The following is an 18,127-nucleotide window of genomic DNA, read 5'->3' on the forward strand; positions in this document are numbered from 1 at the left end:
GATGGAATTAAATGAATTATGGTTTGTCTTAATTGCTGTTGTCTTTATAGGTTTCTTTTTCCTTGAGGGATTTGACTTTGGCGTGGGAATGTCAACTAGACTAGTAGCTCGAAATCAAATAGAAAGAACCGTTATGGTCAATACGATAGGGCCATTCTGGGACGCAAATGAGGTGTGGCTGTTAACGGGTGGTGGTGCAATATTTGCAGCGTTCCCGCATTGGTATGCGACCATGTTCAGTGGTTATTATTTACCACTGCTAGCTGTTCTCCTTTGTCTCATTGGACGAGGCGTCTCGTTTGAATTTCGCCGTAAGGTTGAGAACCCACGGTGGACGAATGTCTGGGACTGGGTCATTTTCATCAGTAGTTTGCTCCCGCCATTCCTTTTAGGAGTACTATTTACGAGCATGCTTCGAGGGATGCCAATTAAAGGGGACATGAACATGGAAGCTGGGTTTACAGATTTCATTAATGTCTATTCACTTTGGGGAGGTCTAACCGTTACATTGCTCTGTTTCTTACATGGTCTTAATTTTCTATCTTTAAAAACCGAAGATGATATCCGTAAACGCGCAGCGGTATTAGCTAAAAAGGTAACATTTGTCATTTTTGGAGTTCTCGCAGTGTTCGTTGGTTTATCTTGGTTTATGACTGATATTTTTGAGGTGAGACTAATTCCCGAACTAATTCTAGTTGGATTGATTTTACTAGTATACGGACTTACGTACTATTTCAATCTTAAGAAACGTGAAGGATTATCGTTTGCGATGTCTGGTCTAGGGCTGGCATTTACGGTTGCTGCGATCTTTGTTGGACTTTTCCCAAGAGTGATGATTAGCTCAATTGATAAAGCGTTTGATTTAACGGTTTATAATGCAGCCAGTGGAGATTATTCCTTAAAAATAATGACCATCGTTGCTGTAACGGTCTTACCTTTCGTACTAGGCTATACCATTTGGAGTTACTATGTTTTCCGGAAAAGAGTAACCGACAAGGAGCATTTAACTTACTAATGGACAACAAAATGTTTTCTTATCAAGGGGCTAAGCAGGTGTTACTTCTCTTAGCCATTTTATCCGCACTACAAGGGACGGTTATCATTATCCAAGCCTATTCGTTGGCTGAAGCAATTTCCTCTCTTTTTGGAGGGGAGTTGTTTCGTACTGTTCGTAAAGACTTAGTGATTTTCATAAGCGCACTCGTTGGCCGTCAGGTGCTTTCGGTTAGTAAAAGAAATATCACCTACCATTTTGCAGCAAAAACGAGTCAGGATTTACGTGAACAATTATTGAAAAAATTATTTCAACTCGGTCCGCGGTTTACCAGAGAAGAAGGATCAGGACAGACAGTTACTCTTGTAATGGAAGGAACGATGAAGTTTCGACGCTACCTAGAGCTGTACTTTCCAAAAGTACTTAATGCTGGGTTTATCCCGCTCATCGTTAGCATCTATATCTTATTTGTTCATTTCCGTTCTGGGCTCATCTTGGTGCTCACCTTTCCAATTGTTCTCACTTTTATGGTTATTCTTGGGAAAGCGGCGAAAAGTAAAGCTGATAGCCAATATGAATCCTATCAATTACTCTCCAACCATTTTGTTGATTCGTTAAGAGGATTAGAAACACTTAAATACCTAGGCTTAAGCAAGAAGCATATTGAGAAAATCGCAATGGTTAGTGAAAAATATCGTATAGCTACGATGGCAACATTACGTGTGGCATTTTTATCTTCGTTTGCTCTTGAGTTTTTTACGATGCTGTCCATTGCAACGGTTGCCGTATTCCTTGGACTAGGATTAATTAATGGGAATATGGAGCTTCAGCCAGCATTAACAATCTTACTATTAGCACCAGAATTCTTCCTCCCTATTAGGGAGGTGGGATCAGATTATCATGCAACACTTGATGGAAAAAGTGCCGGTAAAAAGTTTCAAGAAATTCTTGAAATAGATTTGAGCCTGCCAAAACAAGAAAGACTTCCTGAATGGAATTCTACTAGCACGATTACATTATCCAAAATAAATGTCTCCTATAATAATGGTGAAAAAGCGGGGTTAAAAAATATTCAATATACATTTTCAGGTTTTAAGAAAATCGGGATTATTGGCAGCAGTGGTTCAGGAAAATCAACATTCATCGATATTCTCAGTGGATTTTTAATTCCTTCAAGTGGGAAATTTTTGATAAATGGCTGCGAGGTATCAACTTTAAGCCATCGTGATTGGCAAAAACAAATCACGTATATTCCCCAGCAGCCTTATATTTTTCATGATACCGTTTTGAATAATGTACGCTTCTATCACCCTGAAGCAACCGTAGAGGAAGTTGAAATGGCGTTAATGAAAGCAGGGTTAACTGGTATGATTTCCGGTTTGCCGCAAGGTTTAGAAACCTGCATTGGTGAAGGGGCACGAATGATAAGTGGAGGGCAGGAACAGCGAATTGCATTGGCAAGATCCTTTTTAGGAAATCAGCCTATTTTAATGTTTGATGAACCAACAGCACATCTTGATATTGAAACGGAAGCTGAGCTAAAAGAAACAATGCTTCAGTTGTTCAAGGATAAACTTGTATTTTTTGCTACACACCGACTACATTGGATGGTAGAGATGGATCAAATCCTCGTTCTAGACAAAGGGGAAATTGCGGAGACTGGAACACATGATGAATTACTTACCCAACGTGGAGTTTATTATCAGCTTGTACAGACACAAATGGGGGCGACTCTATGAAAAAGGAAAAATGGATCCTACCCTACATAAAAAAATACCGATTTTTATTTTTTCTCACCGTGATAATAGGGTCACTTACGATTCTTTTTGGCGGGGCTCTGATGTTTACATCAGGGTATCTCATTACAAAATCAGCCACCGTGCCAGAAACCATTTTGATGGTTTACGTTCCAATTGTCGGTGTACGAACTTTTGGTATTGGACGTGCTGCCCTAAGTTATGTAGAAAGATTGGTTGGACACCAGTTTATTCTAAAAATACTTTCAAATATGCGCGTACATTTATATGAACTGATTGAACCTCAAGCCCTTTTTATCCGCTCCCGGTTTCAAACAGGAGATATTTTAGGAGTATTAGCAGATGATATTGAGCACCTTCAGGAGTTCTATCTAAAAACATTAATCCCTTCGATTATTTCATTAGTTGTCTACAGTATAATTATCGTTGGTGCTGGACTTTTCTCGCTGCCATTTGCTATTCTACTAGCTTTACTAATGGGGCTATTGATTTTTGTTGGTCCATATATTTCATTGCTCTATGTTAGGGCTAAAAATAAACAATTAAAACATGGCAGAAATTTGTTGTATCAACGCTTTACCGAAGCAGTTTTTGGAATAAGTGATTGGATTTTTAGCGGTCATTCAAAAACTTTTATCCAGGGGTATGAAAAACAAGAGCAAAGTCTAATGAAGATTGAAACCAAAATGCAGTCATTCGTTTACATTCGCGATATTTTGAATCAACTGGTTCTTGGCGTCATTGTCATTGTTGCGGTATTTTGGGCGAATGATTTAACGATAAATGGTGAAATTTCTCCAACGTTAATTGCTGCTTTTGGACTGATATTACTATCGCTGTTAGAATCCTTTTTGCCGATAGCTGGGGCAGTAAGTGATACAACAAGTTACCAACAATCTCTAAAAAGGCTGGATTTAATACAAGAAAGCAGGTTGAAAAGGAGTGAGACAGTTCAGGGAGACAATACGCCTGATTCTAAGGTCCTGCTAGAAATAAACAATGTTTCCTTTGGGTATTCAGATCAAGCATTATTAGCGGATTTTTCATTAAAACTTGAACAAGGAGAGAAAATAGCGATAATTGGCCGCAGTGGGGCTGGGAAATCCACGCTCCTAAAGCTTATTCAAGGTGCATTCGCTCCAGAATCAGGTGAAATAAAATTGAATGGCATTCATGCACATGAGTGGGAACCATCGATTTCAAAAATGATCGGTTTTTTGAACCAGAAACCCTATTTATTTAATACTTCTTTGTTAAATAATATTCGTCTTGGAAACCCAAAAGCAAGTGATGAAGAGGTATATGAGGCCGCCAAGATGGTCCAATTGGATGAAATGATTAATCAACTTCCTAAAGGCTACGAAACAAATATGCAGGAAACAGGACAGCGGTTTTCAGGAGGTGAGCGTCAAAGGATTGCCTTAGCCCGTATCTTATTACAGAACACGCCGATTGTAATCCTAGATGAACCAACAGTTGGTCTTGATCCAATCACTGAGATCAGGCTACAGAAAACGATTTTTGAAACATTAAAGGGTAAAACCATTATCTGGGTCACTCATCATTTAATCGGAGTAGAAGCTATGAATCGCATCCTATTCTTAGAAAATGGTAAAATAGTCATGGATGGAAACCACTATCAGTTACTAGAAACAGAAGCAAGGTACCGCCGATTGTATACACTTGATTGTCCCGTGCGCAAAGAAATTATTATAAAATGAGTCTGAATCCATTAGATTTCAGACTCAACCTACTCGATTTTTCAACTCAATGAATGGCCACTTATTTTGGATTTTTAGACATCCTCAAGTTACCTTCTCAAACTTCTACCAATGCAATGGATATTTTTTTAGCCTTTACAAAAAGACAAATAAAGTGGGAAAATGAATTCTGGATGCTTTATTTAAGGCATTGCCACGTTAAAATCGGCTTTAAGATTTTAACAACATTGATGCGAATACAGCCTTAGTTAAGGCTCTTTTCTTTAACTTTGTTGTTTTCTAATAAAAATTATTGATTTTGCTGTGTATTAGCGAAAGTAAAAAAAATATAGTGAGAAAAGAGCTAGCAAACTAAATTTAAACACTAAAAATAATTATTGCCACGTTAAAATCGGCCTTATGATTTTAACAACATTGATGCGAATACAGCCTTAGTTAAAGAGGAGCAAACATAAATGAAATTAATTATTGCTGAAAAACCAGACCAAGGTTCAACCTTGGCTTCTATTTTTAAACATAAAAAACAAAATGGTTTTATAGAGATTTTTCCAAATGAAACTTTTACAAATGGCGCTTATGTCACATGGGCGATCGGACATTTATGCCAGCTTGTTAACCCAGAAAAGTACGAGCCAGGCTGGAAGAAATGGTCTTTAGATAATTTGCCAATGATACCTGCTCAGTTCCAATATGAAGTAACTAAGGATAAAATAAAACAATTTTCCGTTATTCAAAAGCTGGTAAATAACCCTGCTGTTACAGAAATTATTCACGCAGGTGATGCTGGGCGCGAGGGTGAATTAATTATCCGTAATATACTTCGGATTACAGGCTGTAAAAAGCCAATGAAACGGCTTTGGATTTCGTCCTTAACGGCAAATTCGATTCGTGACGGGTTTAGTAAATTACTAGACGAAGACCATACAAGAAATTTGTATTATGAAGCCTACACCCGCGCCTGTGCGGACTGGGTAGTAGGTATGAATGCATCGCGGCTGTATAGCTTGCTTTTGCAAAAACAAGGATTTTCTGATGTGTTTTCAGTAGGTCGGGTTCAAACTCCTACATTAGCTCTTATTGTAAAAAGAGAATTAGAAATTGAAAATTTCAAGTCCGAACCCTTTTGGGAAGTGATTGCTCATTTTAACATTGAAGGTAAGAAATATAACGGTAAATGGCAGAATGATGGGGAAACAAGGGTAAAAACAAAAGACATGGCAGAGAAGGTTGCAGCTTTTTGCCGAGAAAAGCCGGCAGAAGTAGCAGAGGTTGAAGCAGAGAGAAAAGAATTTTTACCGCCGTTACTATATAATCTATCAGCTCTTCAGGCAGAAGCGAACAAGCGCTATAAATTTTCGCCAAAGAAGACGCTTGATGTCCTGCAAAAACTCTACCAAAAAGGAAATGTCTCATATCCCCGTTCGGATTCAAGGTATGTGACCATAGAAGAAGCAAATACTTTCCCTGAAATTCTCAATAAAATTAGTCATATTAAGGGGTATGATCAGTTTTTTCCACTGCCTATCGAATCGATAGCCGATAACAAGCGCTATGTTAATGAGAAAAAGGTTACCGACCACTATGCGATTATTCCTACAGAACAAATTCCAAATGTTGACCGGCTGGATCCAGATGAAAAGAAACTTTACGATTTGATTGTCACCAGTTTAATAGCAGCCCATTATCCAAAAGCAATTGCCGAATATACAACGGTAAAAACGTTAATAGATGGTCGGGCCGTTTTTCTTTCAAAGGGTAAAGTGCAAATTGAAGTAGGGTGGAGGAAGGTTGTCAATCATAAGGAAAAGGAGGATGAGCCTGCGCTTCCACAACTTACAATAGGGGAAAAAGGCAGGACAACAAAGGTTGATGTTAAAGAGAGTCAAACGCAGCCCCCAAAACGCTATACAGAAGGCCAGTTAATTACCTTAATGAAAACGGCAGGCAAGCATATCGAAGACAAGGAAATGGAGAAAATTTTATCTAAGACAGAAGGACTCGGTACCGAGGCGACAAGGGCAGGAATTATTACCATGCTGAAGGACCGTAGATATATAGATGTCACAAAGAACATGGTCTATGCTACTGCGAAAGCGAGAATTCTGATAGAAGCAATTGGTAAGGAAGTCCTTGCTTCCCCGGAAATGACGGCTAAATGGGAACAAAAATTAAAAGAAATTTCCGAGGGCGCTGCCTCTCCGAAAAACTTTATGGAACAAACAAATAAGATGGTATACCATCTTATTTCTTCAGGTGTAGGTCATTCCGATAATTGGGCTTTTTCGGAAGATGTACGCGACAGTTTCACACCAAGTAAGCAATTGACAAAGGGTAAAGGCAGTACAAAGCTGGGCAAATGTAAAAAATGTGATGGAGCCATTGTGGATAAAGGCAGCTTTTATGGATGTACTAACTATCAAAAAAACCAATGTAACTTCACGATTTCAAAAAAAATTCTGGGGAAAAACATCACCCAAAAAAATATTAAACTCTTGTTAACGGAGGGAAAGACTGAGGTAATTGAAGGTTTTACAAATAAGGATAAAACCTTTAATGCAAGGCTTTTCCTAGATGAACAGGAAAATAGGATTAAGTTCCAATTTGAAAATAATCCAAAAGAGCAGAATGCAGTAAAGTGATAAATCACCTTGTCACTATTTTTTTTCTATAGTAAACTTTTAGAAGAGTAATTTTTTTGGAGGTACGGGATGCCAACACCTAGTATGGAAGATTATATAGAACAAATTTATATGTTAATTGAAGAAAAAGGATATGCCCGAGTATCGGATATCGCTGAGGCATTATCTGTTCATCCCTCCTCAGTAACAAAAATGGTTCAAAAACTAGACAAAGACGAATACTTAGTTTATGAAAAATATAGAGGATTTAGCTTAACCACAAAAGGTAATAAGATCGGTAAACGTCTAGTATTTAGACATGATTTACTTGAACAGTTCCTAAAAATCATCGGAGTTAGAGATGAAAATATCTACAATGACGTCGAGGGAATTGAGCATCACTTAAGCTGGGATTCGATCGAACGCATCGTTGACCTCGTTCAATTTTTTCAAGAGGATGAAACGAGAATTGATGCTCTAAAAGAAATTCAAAAACAAAATGAAGCTGATTAAACTAAAGCACCTGGCCAATTACCAGGTGCTTTACTAGTACTAGGATAATTAAAGGAATTATTAAATCTAAGGGCGAATACATAATAAATAAAATGGATGGAGGCGTAAAATGACCAATTTCAAATGGGTGGACGAAGCAGAAAAACAGTGGGATGAGCGAGCTGAAACGTGGCACTCTAACAGCATAGAAATGTGGGATAAGGGGAGCCGAAAAGACATTATCCCCTTTTTAACAAAGCACCTTACAGGGGAGGAAGCTATTTGTGATCTTGGCTGTGGTGACGGTTATCCCTCGTATAAGTTGGCAATGAAAGGCTTTCGGGTTACTGGGATTGACCTCTCTGAACAAATGCTTGAAAAGGCTAGGAAAAGAGCAAAAGATACTTCAGCACAATTCTTGAAAGCAGACATTTCGAATATACCTGTAGAATCTGACTCTTTCGATGCCATCATGGCCATTAATTCACTAGAGTGGACGGAGAATCCACTGAAGGTTTTAACTGAAATGAAACGAGTGGTCAAAAGAGATGGTCTGATTTGTATTGCGATTTTAGGACCTACTGCTATGCCGCGAATTAACAGCTACTTGAGGCTGTATGGAGAAAAGGTTATTTGTAATACGATGATGCCGTGGGAGCTAGGGAAGCTGGCAGAAGAAAATGGTTTAGTTAAAGTGGATGAACTCGGAGTTTACAAGCGGGGAGCAGAAAATTTACCTTTAGAGAAACTATCACTAGATTTGAGGCAAGCATTAACCTTTATGTGGGTTTTCATGTTTCAAAATAAATAAGCGGAAGAGCCAATGGGCATCTTCCGCTTTTTTTAATTTCAAATGTATTGAAAATGGAACGTTCGATTCTTTCAATCCCAATGAAAAGGTGTTTCCTGATAGACATAATAGTTTAGCCAGTTTGAAAAGAACAAATGACCATGGGAACGCCAGCGATTAATTGGAGGTTGTGTTGGATCATTGTTAGGAAAATAATTTTCCGGAATATGAATTTGCACCCCTCTAGAAATGTCACGATTATATTCATGGGCTAAAGAATCTGATTCGTATTCCAAATGTCCAGTAATCATCACATGTTTTCGATCCTTGGAAGCAATGAGCAGTGCGCCAGCTTCCTCCGATGCGGCTAACAGCGTCAGTTCTGAATTCTCATGAATCTCACCAATTGATACATCAGTATAACGAGAATGGGGAGCATAAAAATGATCATCGAAACCACGTAAAAGCAAATCAGTTTGCTCAAAGATTTGGTGTTCATAAATCCCGGAACATTTTCGAGTCAATTCAAATTTATCGATCCCATAATGATAAAAAAGTGCTGCCTGTGCTCCCCAGCAAATATGCAGGGTAGAAGTCACATTGGTTTTGGTCCAGTCCATTATTTCCATAAGTTCTTGCCAGTATTTTACCTGTTCAAACTCCATGAGTTCCACAGGCGCACCCGTAATGATCATTCCATCATACTTTTGATTTTTGACCTCTGGAAAGGTGGTATAGAATTGTTCCAGATGTTGTTTACTGGTGTTCGTAGCCTCGTAGGAATTCGTTTTTAAAAACTTTACATTTACTTGCAGCGGGCTGTTTCCCAAAAGCCTCAATAGCTGCGTTTCTGCCTTTTCTTTTTCCGGCATTAAATTTAGGATAAGAATATTTAATGGCCGGATATCCTGTTGGATGGCCCGTTCGTCGTCCATGACAAAAATATTTTCATGTTCAAGGATTTCTCTAGCAGGCAGCAGCTTTGGAATGTTAATAGGCAAGGTGCACTCCCCCTTTATTTACTAATCTTGTATCTAAGTATATCGTATTTTTTATAAAATTCGGTCATTAACATTATAAACATTATATTTATTTCAGAAAAGAATAATGTTTGTAAAAAATAATTCACGAAACAAATCAGTGATTTGATACAATAGAAGTGGTTTTAAATTCTATGTGAACGAGGGGATCTTTTTTGCAAATGAAAACATCTTATAAGTCAGACATTGAAATCGCACAAGAATCAACCATGAAACCAATCCTTGAAATTGCCGAATCGATCGGTTTATCAGAGGATGATCTCGAACTTTATGGGAAATATAAAGCGAAAATTTCCTATGAGGCACTTACTAAAATTGAAACAAATGAAAGTGGAAAAATCATACTGGTTACATCCATTAACCCAACGCCTGCTGGTGAAGGAAAATCAACGGTAACCGTTGGTCTTGGCGATGCCTTTCGAAGAATTGGAAAAAAATCGATTATTGCCATGCGAGAACCTTCATTAGGCCCAACGATGGGAATTAAAGGTGGTGCAACCGGTGGAGGGTATTCACAGGTATTGCCGATGGAAGACATTAATTTGCATTTTACTGGCGACCTGCATGCGATTACCACCGCAAATAATGCCCTGGCAGCTCTACTAGATAATCATATACAACAAGGAAATGTACTTAAGATCGACCAGCGCCGAATCGTTTGGAAACGTGCACTTGATTTAAATGACCGTGCATTAAGAAAAGTGGTTATTGGTCTCGGTGGTCCTCAACAAGGAGTTCCGCGCGAAGATGGCTTTGATATTACCGTCGCCTCAGAAATTATGGCAGTGCTTTGTTTAGCTTCTGATTTGAAGGATTTAAAAATACGATTAGCTAGAATGGTTGTTGCTTATAATGACAAAAGAGAGCCGGTAACGGTCGGTGACCTTGAAGTTGAGGGTGCTCTGACACTATTACTTAAGGATGCGATAAAACCAAATCTTGTCCAAACTATCGAGCATACTCCTGCACTTGTGCATGGCGGGCCATTTGCTAATATCGCTCATGGCTGTAATAGTGTAATTGCCACTCGTGCTGCAGCAAAGTTAGCTGATTATGTTTTAACGGAAGGCGGCTTTGGCGCGGATTTAGGTGCAGAAAAGTTTTTACATATTAAAGCAAGAAGTGCTGGTATTAAACCAGAAGCAGTTGTAATTGTTGCCACGATCAGAGCGTTGAAAATGCATGGTGGAGTAGAAAAATCTGACCTGGCAAAGGAAAACATTGCTTCGTTAACTATGGGTTTTGCTAACCTTCAAAAACATATTGAGACAATCAAAAGCTTCGGTTTACCAGTGGTGGTGGCAATTAACAAATTTATCACTGATACAGACCTAGAAGTAAAAACTTTGCTTGATTGGTGTAACCATGAGGGTGTTGCGGTTGCCTTAACAGAAGTATGGGAAAAAGGTGGAGCAGGCGGGGTAGAACTCGCAGAAAAACTGCTTTCCGTAATGGAAAAAGAAGAGAATAAGTTCCAGCCTTTATACGATTTATCTGATTCCCTTGAAGAAAAGGTACGGACGATTGTCCAAAAGGTTTATGGAGGAAAAGACGTAGAGTTTACTCCGAAAGCGAAAAAGCAGCTGATTGATTTTGAAAACTTTGGTTGGTCTAATTTGCCAATTTGTATGGCAAAATCACAATATTCCTTGTCAGATGACCCAGCGAAACTAGGGAGACCTACGGGCTTTACTGTAAACGTCAGAGAATTTAAACCATCGATTGGAGCAGGCTTTATTGTGGCATTGACCGGAGATGTAATGACAATGCCAGGATTACCGAAAAAGCCTGCAGCATTAAATATGGACGTAGATGAACATGGCAGAGCAACTGGATTGTTTTAATAACGCTCTTTTCTTAATCTTTGCTGCTTTTAATAACGAAGGCAGCCTTTAATAAACTGAGGTGAGTATATGTTCGATCCGACGGCGTTTGATAATATGAAAGTAGTCGTTGAGGGTGCACTTTATGATTTCGATTTTGCAGGAAAAATCGTTATCATTGATCGTAATGACATCATGAATATGGCGAAGATGTCCCGAAGTTTCGATGTTTCCTTTACATTACCTGAGTCACAAGTAACGGCTATGATTGAAATTAAGTCAAATCTAATCAATCTAGCAGCTGAACTACTGCCGGATTCTCTATCAGAAAAACATGCGGGCTGCTATATGAAACTACAATTTTTTCATCATGGTATTACGGACGCTAAACCATTGAATAACATCGAAACCATTCTTTTTGAAATTTGGGGAAGGAATAGGAAGATTAGTCAATCCGTCACCGTTAATCACCCCGAATCAGAAATTAATAACGTTCATAGTATTGAATTAGATCGACTTATTCGGGAAGATCAAATTGAAGATCTAGTTGAATTAATCGATTCCATGGTTTTAACACTCGAACATTTAGAAGGATATCTGAGCAAAAACCATTTCAACTTAAACTAAAGGAAAGAACCAGCTTTTTATTAGCTGGTTTTTTTATATTTACAAGGAATCAATTTCAAGGTACGATTGTTTTAATTTGATATTAGGACCTCATACTAAATTAAAGGGGAGATTACATTGGTTAAAACGGCATGGGTAACGGACAGTACAGCTTTTTTAGATGATGAATTAATAAATCATCCTGATTTGTATACAATTCCATTAACAATTTTATTAGACGGTGAGGAATTTGCTGACGGAATCGATTTAACAGCTGCCCAGCTTTTTGCGAAATTAAAAGAGCTTAAGTCACCACCAAAAACATCACAGCCTGCTGTTGGAGTTTTTCAAGAATTATATGAAAAACTTGCAAAAGATTATGACCAGGTAGTGGCTGTACTTTTATCTGGAAAACTAAGTGGTACCGTTTCCTCAAGCGAACAGGCTGCCAAGCTTGTGGACATTCCAGTTACTACCTTCGATTCTCATATTCTAACGGCACCGATGACGGCTATATTAAAAAAAGGAATTGAGCTTGTTGAAGCAGGAAATAGTGTTGCGTCAGTAATCGATCAATTAGATTCACTAAAAACCACCAATGAAACATATGTACTAATTGGAAGCCTAGAACAGCTGCACCGCAGTGGAAGGATGTCTGGTTTACAGTTCTTTCTGGGAAGTATGCTGAACGTGAAGCCGATTATATCGATTGAAAATGGTGCTCTTAACACAAAGGAAAAAGTAAGAAGTGATAAAAAGGCAAAAGAAAAAATTCTGGATTATTTTAAATCTTCCTACGAGAAGCATAGATTTAAAGAAGTCTATATTTTATATGGACTACACTTAGAGCATGCAAATGAATGGAAAGTGGAATTAGAACGACAATATCCAGAGCTAAAAGTTATTTGCTGTCCGTTGGGTGCTGTTATTGGTGTCCATGCGGGTGAAAACACGCTTGGGATTAGCTGGCATAATGGATTGAAATAGTTTATTTAGGAAAGATCATGACTCCGAATTTTGTTCGGGGTTATTTTTTGTTCGTTATTCATGATAAAATAGCAAGGGTGAAGGAAGGTGTTTTTATATGTATGATCAAATTATCGAACAAACGGCAATGTATGTCCGTAGTGAATTAGGTGATGATGCAACAGGTCATGATTGGTACCATGTTGACCGTGTAAGACGGACTGCCTTAGATATTTGTCAAAAAGAACAAGCAGGTGACCCTTTTATTATTGAAATGGCAGCTCTCCTGCATGATATCTCTGATGAAAAGTTAAATGAAAGTGCTGAGGCAGGGCAGAAAAAGCTGAATTTATTTTTTCAAACGATTGATTTGCCTGAAGTGGCACAACATGCGATTACGAACATTATCGAAACGATTTCATATAAAGGTGGAAGAAAAACAGGGTTAGCTAGCATCGAGGCAAAAATTGTTCAGGATGCAGATCGAATAGATGCGATTGGAGCAATTGGAATTGCAAGGGCATTTGCCTATGGCGGCAAAAAAGGTCAACCTATCTACGACCCCACTGTGAGTGTGCGCGAAGAAATGAGCCTAGAAGAATATCGAAAAGGTAAATCAACAAGCATTCATCATTTTTATGAAAAATTATTAAAGTTGAAAGACTTACTAAATACAGAAACGGCCAAAGAAATGGCCGCGAGCCGTCAAGAAATGATGGAAGTATTTTTAAGACAATTTTATCTAGAATGGGATGGTCAAGCACGATGAAAATGCTCACTGTAGAAAATGTTACTAAAACGTATGGAGAGAAACAGCTTTTTAACCATATTTCTATAACTATTGGTGAAAAAGAGCGCGTCGGCTTGATTGGAATCAATGGGACGGGTAAATCCTCGTTGTTAAAAATTATCGCTGGCTTAGACCAGCCAGATGACGGAAAAATTATCACTGGAAAAGATTATACGATTGCCTTTCTAGATCAACAGCCTGATTTGGATCCAGGTAAAACCGTTCTCGAACAGGTTTATCATGGTGACGCTCCGATCCTTAGGCTAATGCGTGAGTATGAAAAAACACTGCTGTTGTTGAATTCAAGTCCAAATGACACAAAGGTACAAGAGGAATTATTTCAATTACAAAAGAAAATGGATGCTTTGAATGCTTGGGATGCGAGCACCAATGCAAAGTCAATTTTAATGAAATTGGGAATTGAAGATTTTACTAAACAAATTGGCGAGCTATCTGGCGGGCAAAAAAAACGTGTTGCCTTAGCTCAAGTATTAATTGCAGAGCCTGATTTACTCATTTTGGACGAGCCAACCAACCATCTCGACTTTGACTCAGTTAAATGGCTCGAGGATTACTTAAGCAGGTATAGCGGCTCTATTCTATTGGTAACACATGATCGATACTTTTTAGACCGGGTTGCAAACAGAATGTTCGAACTGGATGGCGGTAATCTCTATAGCTATAAAGGTAATTATGCAGCTTTTTTAGAAGCAAAAGCGGTTCGTGAAGAAAATGAGGCAGCTACCTTTGAAAAGAAACAGAATCTGTTTAGACGAGAGCTTGAGTGGATGAGACGCGGAGCAAAAGCACGAACAACGAAGCAAAAGGCACGAATTCAGCGTTTTGATGAACTAGATGATAAGCTTTCAGGTGGAAAGCCTACAGGTGAGAAGGTAGATATTTCACTAAACGGCAGCCGGCTCGGTAAACAGGTTTTTGAACTCAAGGATGCCTCAAAGCGTTATGGGGAAAAAACAATCTTAAACCACTTTAATTTACTCGTAAAACCAGGTGATCGTCTTGGGATTATCGGTAGAAATGGAACAGGAAAGTCTACGCTGTTGAATGTCCTTGCTAAAAAGCTGCCACTTGATGAAGGTGAATTCATCATGGGACAAACAGTGAAAATCGCTTATTATACGCAAGAAAACGAAGATATGGATGAGAGCAAGCGAATGATTGAGTATATTAAAGAAACCGCTGAAGTGATTGAGACTTCCGATGGGAAAACACTTTCAGCTGCCCTTATGCTCGAACGGTTTCTTTTCCCGCCGTTTTCACATGGAACACCAATCCGTAAATTATCAGGTGGAGAAAAACGCCGTTTATATTTACTGAAGTTATTAATGACTGCCCCCAACGTGCTATTGCTCGATGAACCGACAAATGATCTGGATACGCAAACCTTGACGGTCCTTGAAGATTATCTAGAGGATTTCCCTGGGGTTGTAATCACCGTTTCCCATGATCGTTACTTCCTTGATAAGGTCGTCGATCAACTGCTTGTTTTACGAGGGGAAGGTCATATTGATTCTTTTTATGGAAATTACAGTGAATATCTTGAAAAGGAAATAGCAACTGAAACTGCTGCGAAAAAGCCAGTAACATCTTCTGCTCAAACTGCGAAAGCTCCTGAAAAGGAAAAAAAGAAAAGAATGACCTTTAAGGAGAAAAAAGAGTGGGAAGAAATGGACGAAGTCATTGCTAAAACCGAAGCACGTCTCGAAAAGGTTGCTGAAGAAATCGGAAACACCGGCAGTGACTTCACAAAAGCTCAAGAATTAATGAAAGAAGAAACAGAATTAAACGAAAAGCTTGAGTATTTAATCGAAAGATGGGAATATCTAGCTGAATTAGCGGAAAGTGAGTAAAGAGTGCGTCTTATGACGTGCTTTTTTTGATGATTTTTAGCTTCGGAAACGTATATCTGCGTTAATTCTGATCTATTGCGAATAAAGAATATATCTTCGGTAACGATACCCTAAGCCCAATTTATAGAATGAACTACATTCAATATGTTAAACTTGTAAAGAGAAACTAAAGAATTAGGTGATCATCTTGAAAATTAAGGCAATCGAACCAACGCCAAGTCCTAATACGATGAAAATTATCTTAGATCAAGAACTGCCAATGGGGAAAAGCCATAATTATAAAAAAGAAACGTCATCAGACGCACCTGCTGTTATCCAAAGTATATTGACTATAAATGGAGTCAAAGGTGTTTATCATGTGGCCGATTTTCTTGCAGTTGAAAGGAATGCTAAATTTGACTGGAAGGAATTATTACCACAAGTCCGCCAGGCGTTTGGTGAAACAGATGCGTTATCAATGGAATCCCAAAATAAAGTAGACGAACACTTTGGTGAAATCAAGGTGGAAGTCCAAATGTTTAAGGATATCCCCCTTCAGGTTAAGCTAACTGACGGTTCCACGGAAAAACGGTTCGGAATGCCAGATTCCTTTTTAAAAGCGAGAGAGCGAGCACAGCTGCCAGACGAAAATTATATTTTGCTTCGCAGATGGGATCAACAAGGCGTTCGCTATGGGGAATTTGAAGATATTGGGCAGCAAGTAGTTGAAGAATTAATTGCCGCTTATCCAAATGAGCGCCTTGAAGAGCTCGTATCAAAGGCACAAACGAAAGAAACGAAACAAAAGCCAACGCGGGAACGCAAAAAAGTGACATTGGAGGCATTAGCCAATCCTGACTGGCAAATCCGCTATCAGCTACTCGAACAAATGGATGATCCCGAGCTAGAAGATTTACCTGTTTTAGAAAAATCATTATCAGACGAAAAGCCATCCATCCGCAGGCTTGCCACTGTCTATCTTGGGATGATTAAGGACCAAGCTGTATTACCTCTTTTATTTAAAGCGTTAATGGATAAGACAGTTACTGTTAGAAGGACTGCTGGGGATTGCTTATCAGATCTTGGATTCCCTGAAGCGAGTGAAGCGATGACCAAAGCGCTTCAAGATCCAAGTAAATTAGTTCGCTGGCGGGCTGCCATGTTTTTGTATGAGGTAGGAGATGAAACATCTTTGCCAGCTCTAAAAGCAGCCGAAAATGACCCCGAATTTGAGGTCAGCATGCAAATCAGAATGGCAATTGAAAGGATTGAAGGCGGAGAGGCAGCAAAAGGTTCAGTTTGGAAGCAGATGACGGAAGCGCGAAAAGCAGAAAGCTAATAGAATTGCATATAATAAATAGGATATAGTACACTGCAAATATAGAAAGCGAGGTTTTTAATATGTCAATGGCATACGAAGAATACATGAAACAAATGGTTTTACCAATGCGTGAGGAATTAACTAGGACTGGGTTCCAGGAACTCACTACTACTGAAGAAGTTGAAAACTATATGGAGAATGCAAGTGGCACAACACTCGTAGTCGTGAATTCTGTTTGCGGATGTGCGGCTGGACTTGCACGCCCTGCTGCAACACAAGCTGTGTTAACAAGCGAGAAAAAACCAGAACATCTTGTTACAGTATTTGCTGGCCAGGATAAGGATGCTACCGCAAAAATGCGCGAGTATTTCGATGGAATTGAGCCATCCTCACCATCAATGGCATTGTTGAAAGGTAATAAAGTGGTTCATTTCATACCGCGCCATGATATTGAAGGTATGCCCATGGAATCCATTATGGCCAATTTAAAGGCAGCATTCGAAGCCAATTGCTAAAAGGATGTCTAACGACGTCCTTTTTTTAAAAAAATCATGATTCTTAGCAAGAAATGATTTTCAATTTTCCCTATAAAAGAAGTATAATAATTGGTAAGAGTCAAAAAATAGCGGAAAAATTTGCTGAATTCTTCCAGGTACAAAGGGGAATATAAAGATGAATAAGTGGATTCGTAAATCGGCGGTAGTCCTGATTTCAGTTTTAACCTTTGGATTAATTACACCAACACAATTAATAAATAACGTAAATGCAGAGAAACCTAGTGAGAGAGATATTTTTGATGCAGGGCTAATAAGAGGTTATAGCCAAGAAACTACCTCCTTTATAGAAACAGAAGTTGACAAAGAGAAATTTATCAACGACCTACTTAAACAAGCTGAACGCCAGTCTTATCAAAAATTCGGCACAAGAATTAAACCTGTCATTGAAAATGAGTTCAGAGAAATCATCATGCCAAATATTGAAAAAGCCCTGCAGGAAACGGCTACCCAGTTCCCAACAGAGGATTTATTAAACTTGGCCATTACGGAGTCACCAGGCAAAGGGCAATCAGAAAAGATTTTTAATATTAAAAACAGTAATACAAATATGGATGTTCTTCGCTTTCATGTCAGAAGGGATAATCCGCCCCAAGCAGGATACTGGTTTAACTTTCATTACCATACATATCATGATGGCTTTCAAAGTCACCATGAACTCGGCTCCATCTATTGGGATAAAAATACACCGCCGAAATGGATGAGTTAATGATTTGCTATCATAACAAAAAAAGTTTTATTATTTTTTTGAAACCTTTCTAAGAGAAACTCGTATTAAAACTATACCAAAAATGGAGGAATGAAA

Annotated in this window: 15 protein-coding genes; 14 read left to right on the forward strand and 1 reads right to left on the reverse strand. The window is 38.6% G+C overall.

What is annotated here, in order from left to right; genetic code table 11:
- Window position 1: 1 nt before the first annotated feature.
- The 6 genes from cydB to V7124_RS13915 all read left to right on the forward strand — a co-directional run bounded on the left by cydB (window position 2) and on the right by V7124_RS13915 (window position 8,393).
- Window positions 2-1,015 carry a cytochrome d ubiquinol oxidase subunit II gene (gene cydB / locus V7124_RS13890; protein WP_335490155.1) on the forward strand — a complete coding sequence of 338 codons (1,014 nt, stop codon included), beginning with the start codon at window positions 2-4 and terminating at the stop codon, window positions 1,013-1,015.
- On the forward strand, window positions 1,015-2,733 hold the full coding sequence (cydD, locus tag V7124_RS13895; RefSeq protein WP_335489997.1) for a thiol reductant ABC exporter subunit CydD: 1,719 nt from the start codon (window positions 1,015-1,017) through the stop codon (window positions 2,731-2,733). The genes cydB and cydD overlap by 1 nt, the downstream gene beginning before the upstream one ends.
- Window positions 2,730-4,472 (forward strand): thiol reductant ABC exporter subunit CydC, encoded by a 1,743-nt coding sequence (gene cydC / locus V7124_RS13900; protein ID WP_335490000.1) that lies wholly within the window; start codon window positions 2,730-2,732, stop codon window positions 4,470-4,472. The genes cydD and cydC overlap by 4 nt, the downstream gene beginning before the upstream one ends.
- A 455-nt stretch (window positions 4,473-4,927) precedes the next feature.
- Window positions 4,928-7,111, forward strand: a complete 2,184-nt coding sequence (locus V7124_RS13905; RefSeq protein ID WP_335490003.1) for a DNA topoisomerase III — start codon at window positions 4,928-4,930, stop codon at window positions 7,109-7,111.
- Window positions 7,112-7,180: 69 nt separating this feature from the next.
- Window positions 7,181-7,603 (forward strand): transcriptional regulator MntR, encoded by a 423-nt coding sequence (gene mntR / locus V7124_RS13910; RefSeq protein ID WP_335408338.1) that lies wholly within the window; start codon window positions 7,181-7,183, stop codon window positions 7,601-7,603.
- A 109-nt stretch (window positions 7,604-7,712) separates the two neighbouring features.
- Entirely contained in the window at window positions 7,713-8,393 is a 681-nt protein-coding gene (locus V7124_RS13915) for a class I SAM-dependent methyltransferase (RefSeq protein ID WP_335490006.1), read from the forward strand.
- A gap of 71 nt (window positions 8,394-8,464) precedes the next feature.
- On the opposite strand, the gene metA is transcribed toward V7124_RS13915, so the two are convergent.
- Window positions 8,465-9,373, reverse strand: coding sequence for a homoserine O-acetyltransferase MetA (gene metA, locus V7124_RS13920; RefSeq protein WP_335408334.1), 909 nt, complete (start codon window positions 9,371-9,373; stop codon window positions 8,465-8,467).
- A 200-nt stretch (window positions 9,374-9,573) separates the two neighbouring features.
- On the opposite strand from metA, the gene V7124_RS13925 reads away from it, so the two are divergent.
- From V7124_RS13925 to V7124_RS13960, 8 genes are all read left to right on the forward strand, one after another.
- On the forward strand, window positions 9,574-11,256 hold the full coding sequence (locus V7124_RS13925; protein ID WP_335408332.1) for a formate--tetrahydrofolate ligase: 1,683 nt from the start codon (window positions 9,574-9,576) through the stop codon (window positions 11,254-11,256).
- Window positions 11,257-11,325: 69 nt separating this feature from the next.
- On the forward strand, window positions 11,326-11,862 hold the full coding sequence (locus tag V7124_RS13930) for a hypothetical protein (RefSeq protein ID WP_335490008.1): 537 nt from the start codon (window positions 11,326-11,328) through the stop codon (window positions 11,860-11,862).
- A gap of 117 nt (window positions 11,863-11,979) precedes the next feature.
- Window positions 11,980-12,828 (forward strand): DegV family protein, encoded by an 849-nt coding sequence (locus tag V7124_RS13935; protein ID WP_335408329.1) that lies wholly within the window; start codon window positions 11,980-11,982, stop codon window positions 12,826-12,828.
- 97 nt (window positions 12,829-12,925) lie between these two features.
- Complete coding sequence (locus V7124_RS13940; RefSeq protein WP_335490011.1) at window positions 12,926-13,576, forward strand: HD domain-containing protein; 651 nt, start codon at window positions 12,926-12,928, stop codon at window positions 13,574-13,576.
- A complete protein-coding gene (locus tag V7124_RS13945; protein ID WP_335490158.1) occupies window positions 13,573-15,468 on the forward strand; it encodes an ABC-F family ATP-binding cassette domain-containing protein in 1,896 nt (631 codons plus the stop codon). The genes V7124_RS13940 and V7124_RS13945 overlap by 4 nt, the downstream gene beginning before the upstream one ends.
- Before the next feature lie 187 nt (window positions 15,469-15,655).
- Window positions 15,656-16,786, forward strand: a complete 1,131-nt coding sequence (locus V7124_RS13950) for a conserved virulence factor C family protein (protein ID WP_335490014.1) — start codon at window positions 15,656-15,658, stop codon at window positions 16,784-16,786.
- Between the two features lie 62 nt (window positions 16,787-16,848).
- A complete protein-coding gene (locus tag V7124_RS13955; protein WP_335408322.1) occupies window positions 16,849-17,283 on the forward strand; it encodes a BrxA/BrxB family bacilliredoxin in 435 nt (144 codons plus the stop codon).
- Window positions 17,284-17,440: 157 nt separating this feature from the next.
- On the forward strand, window positions 17,441-18,031 hold the full coding sequence (locus V7124_RS13960; protein WP_335408320.1) for a YpjP family protein: 591 nt from the start codon (window positions 17,441-17,443) through the stop codon (window positions 18,029-18,031).
- Window positions 18,032-18,127 lie beyond the last annotated feature (96 nt).

Origin of the sequence: Neobacillus niacini (assembly GCF_036961885.1) — a bacterium.
GTDB lineage: Bacteria > Bacillota > Bacilli > Bacillales > Cytobacillaceae > Neobacillus > Neobacillus niacini_H.

Coding starts and splice junctions, on each gene's coding strand:
- V7124_RS13930 (WP_335490008.1), top strand. CDS start 11,326: ATGTTCGATCCGACGGCGTTTGATAATATGAAAGTAGTCGTTGAGGGT.
- V7124_RS13960 (WP_335408320.1), top strand. CDS start 17,441: ATGAATAAGTGGATTCGTAAATCGGCGGTAGTCCTGATTTCAGTTTTA.
- V7124_RS13955 (WP_335408322.1), top strand. CDS start 16,849: ATGTCAATGGCATACGAAGAATACATGAAACAAATGGTTTTACCAATG.
- V7124_RS13945 (WP_335490158.1), top strand. CDS start 13,573: ATGAAAATGCTCACTGTAGAAAATGTTACTAAAACGTATGGAGAGAAA.
- V7124_RS13940 (WP_335490011.1), top strand. CDS start 12,926: ATGTATGATCAAATTATCGAACAAACGGCAATGTATGTCCGTAGTGAA.
- V7124_RS13925 (WP_335408332.1), top strand. CDS start 9,574: ATGAAAACATCTTATAAGTCAGACATTGAAATCGCACAAGAATCAACC.
- cydD (WP_335489997.1), top strand. CDS start 1,015: ATGGACAACAAAATGTTTTCTTATCAAGGGGCTAAGCAGGTGTTACTT.
- V7124_RS13915 (WP_335490006.1), top strand. CDS start 7,713: ATGACCAATTTCAAATGGGTGGACGAAGCAGAAAAACAGTGGGATGAG.
- mntR (WP_335408338.1), top strand. CDS start 7,181: ATGCCAACACCTAGTATGGAAGATTATATAGAACAAATTTATATGTTA.
- cydB (WP_335490155.1), top strand. CDS start 2: ATGGAATTAAATGAATTATGGTTTGTCTTAATTGCTGTTGTCTTTATA.
- V7124_RS13905 (WP_335490003.1), top strand. CDS start 4,928: ATGAAATTAATTATTGCTGAAAAACCAGACCAAGGTTCAACCTTGGCT.
- cydC (WP_335490000.1), top strand. CDS start 2,730: ATGAAAAAGGAAAAATGGATCCTACCCTACATAAAAAAATACCGATTT.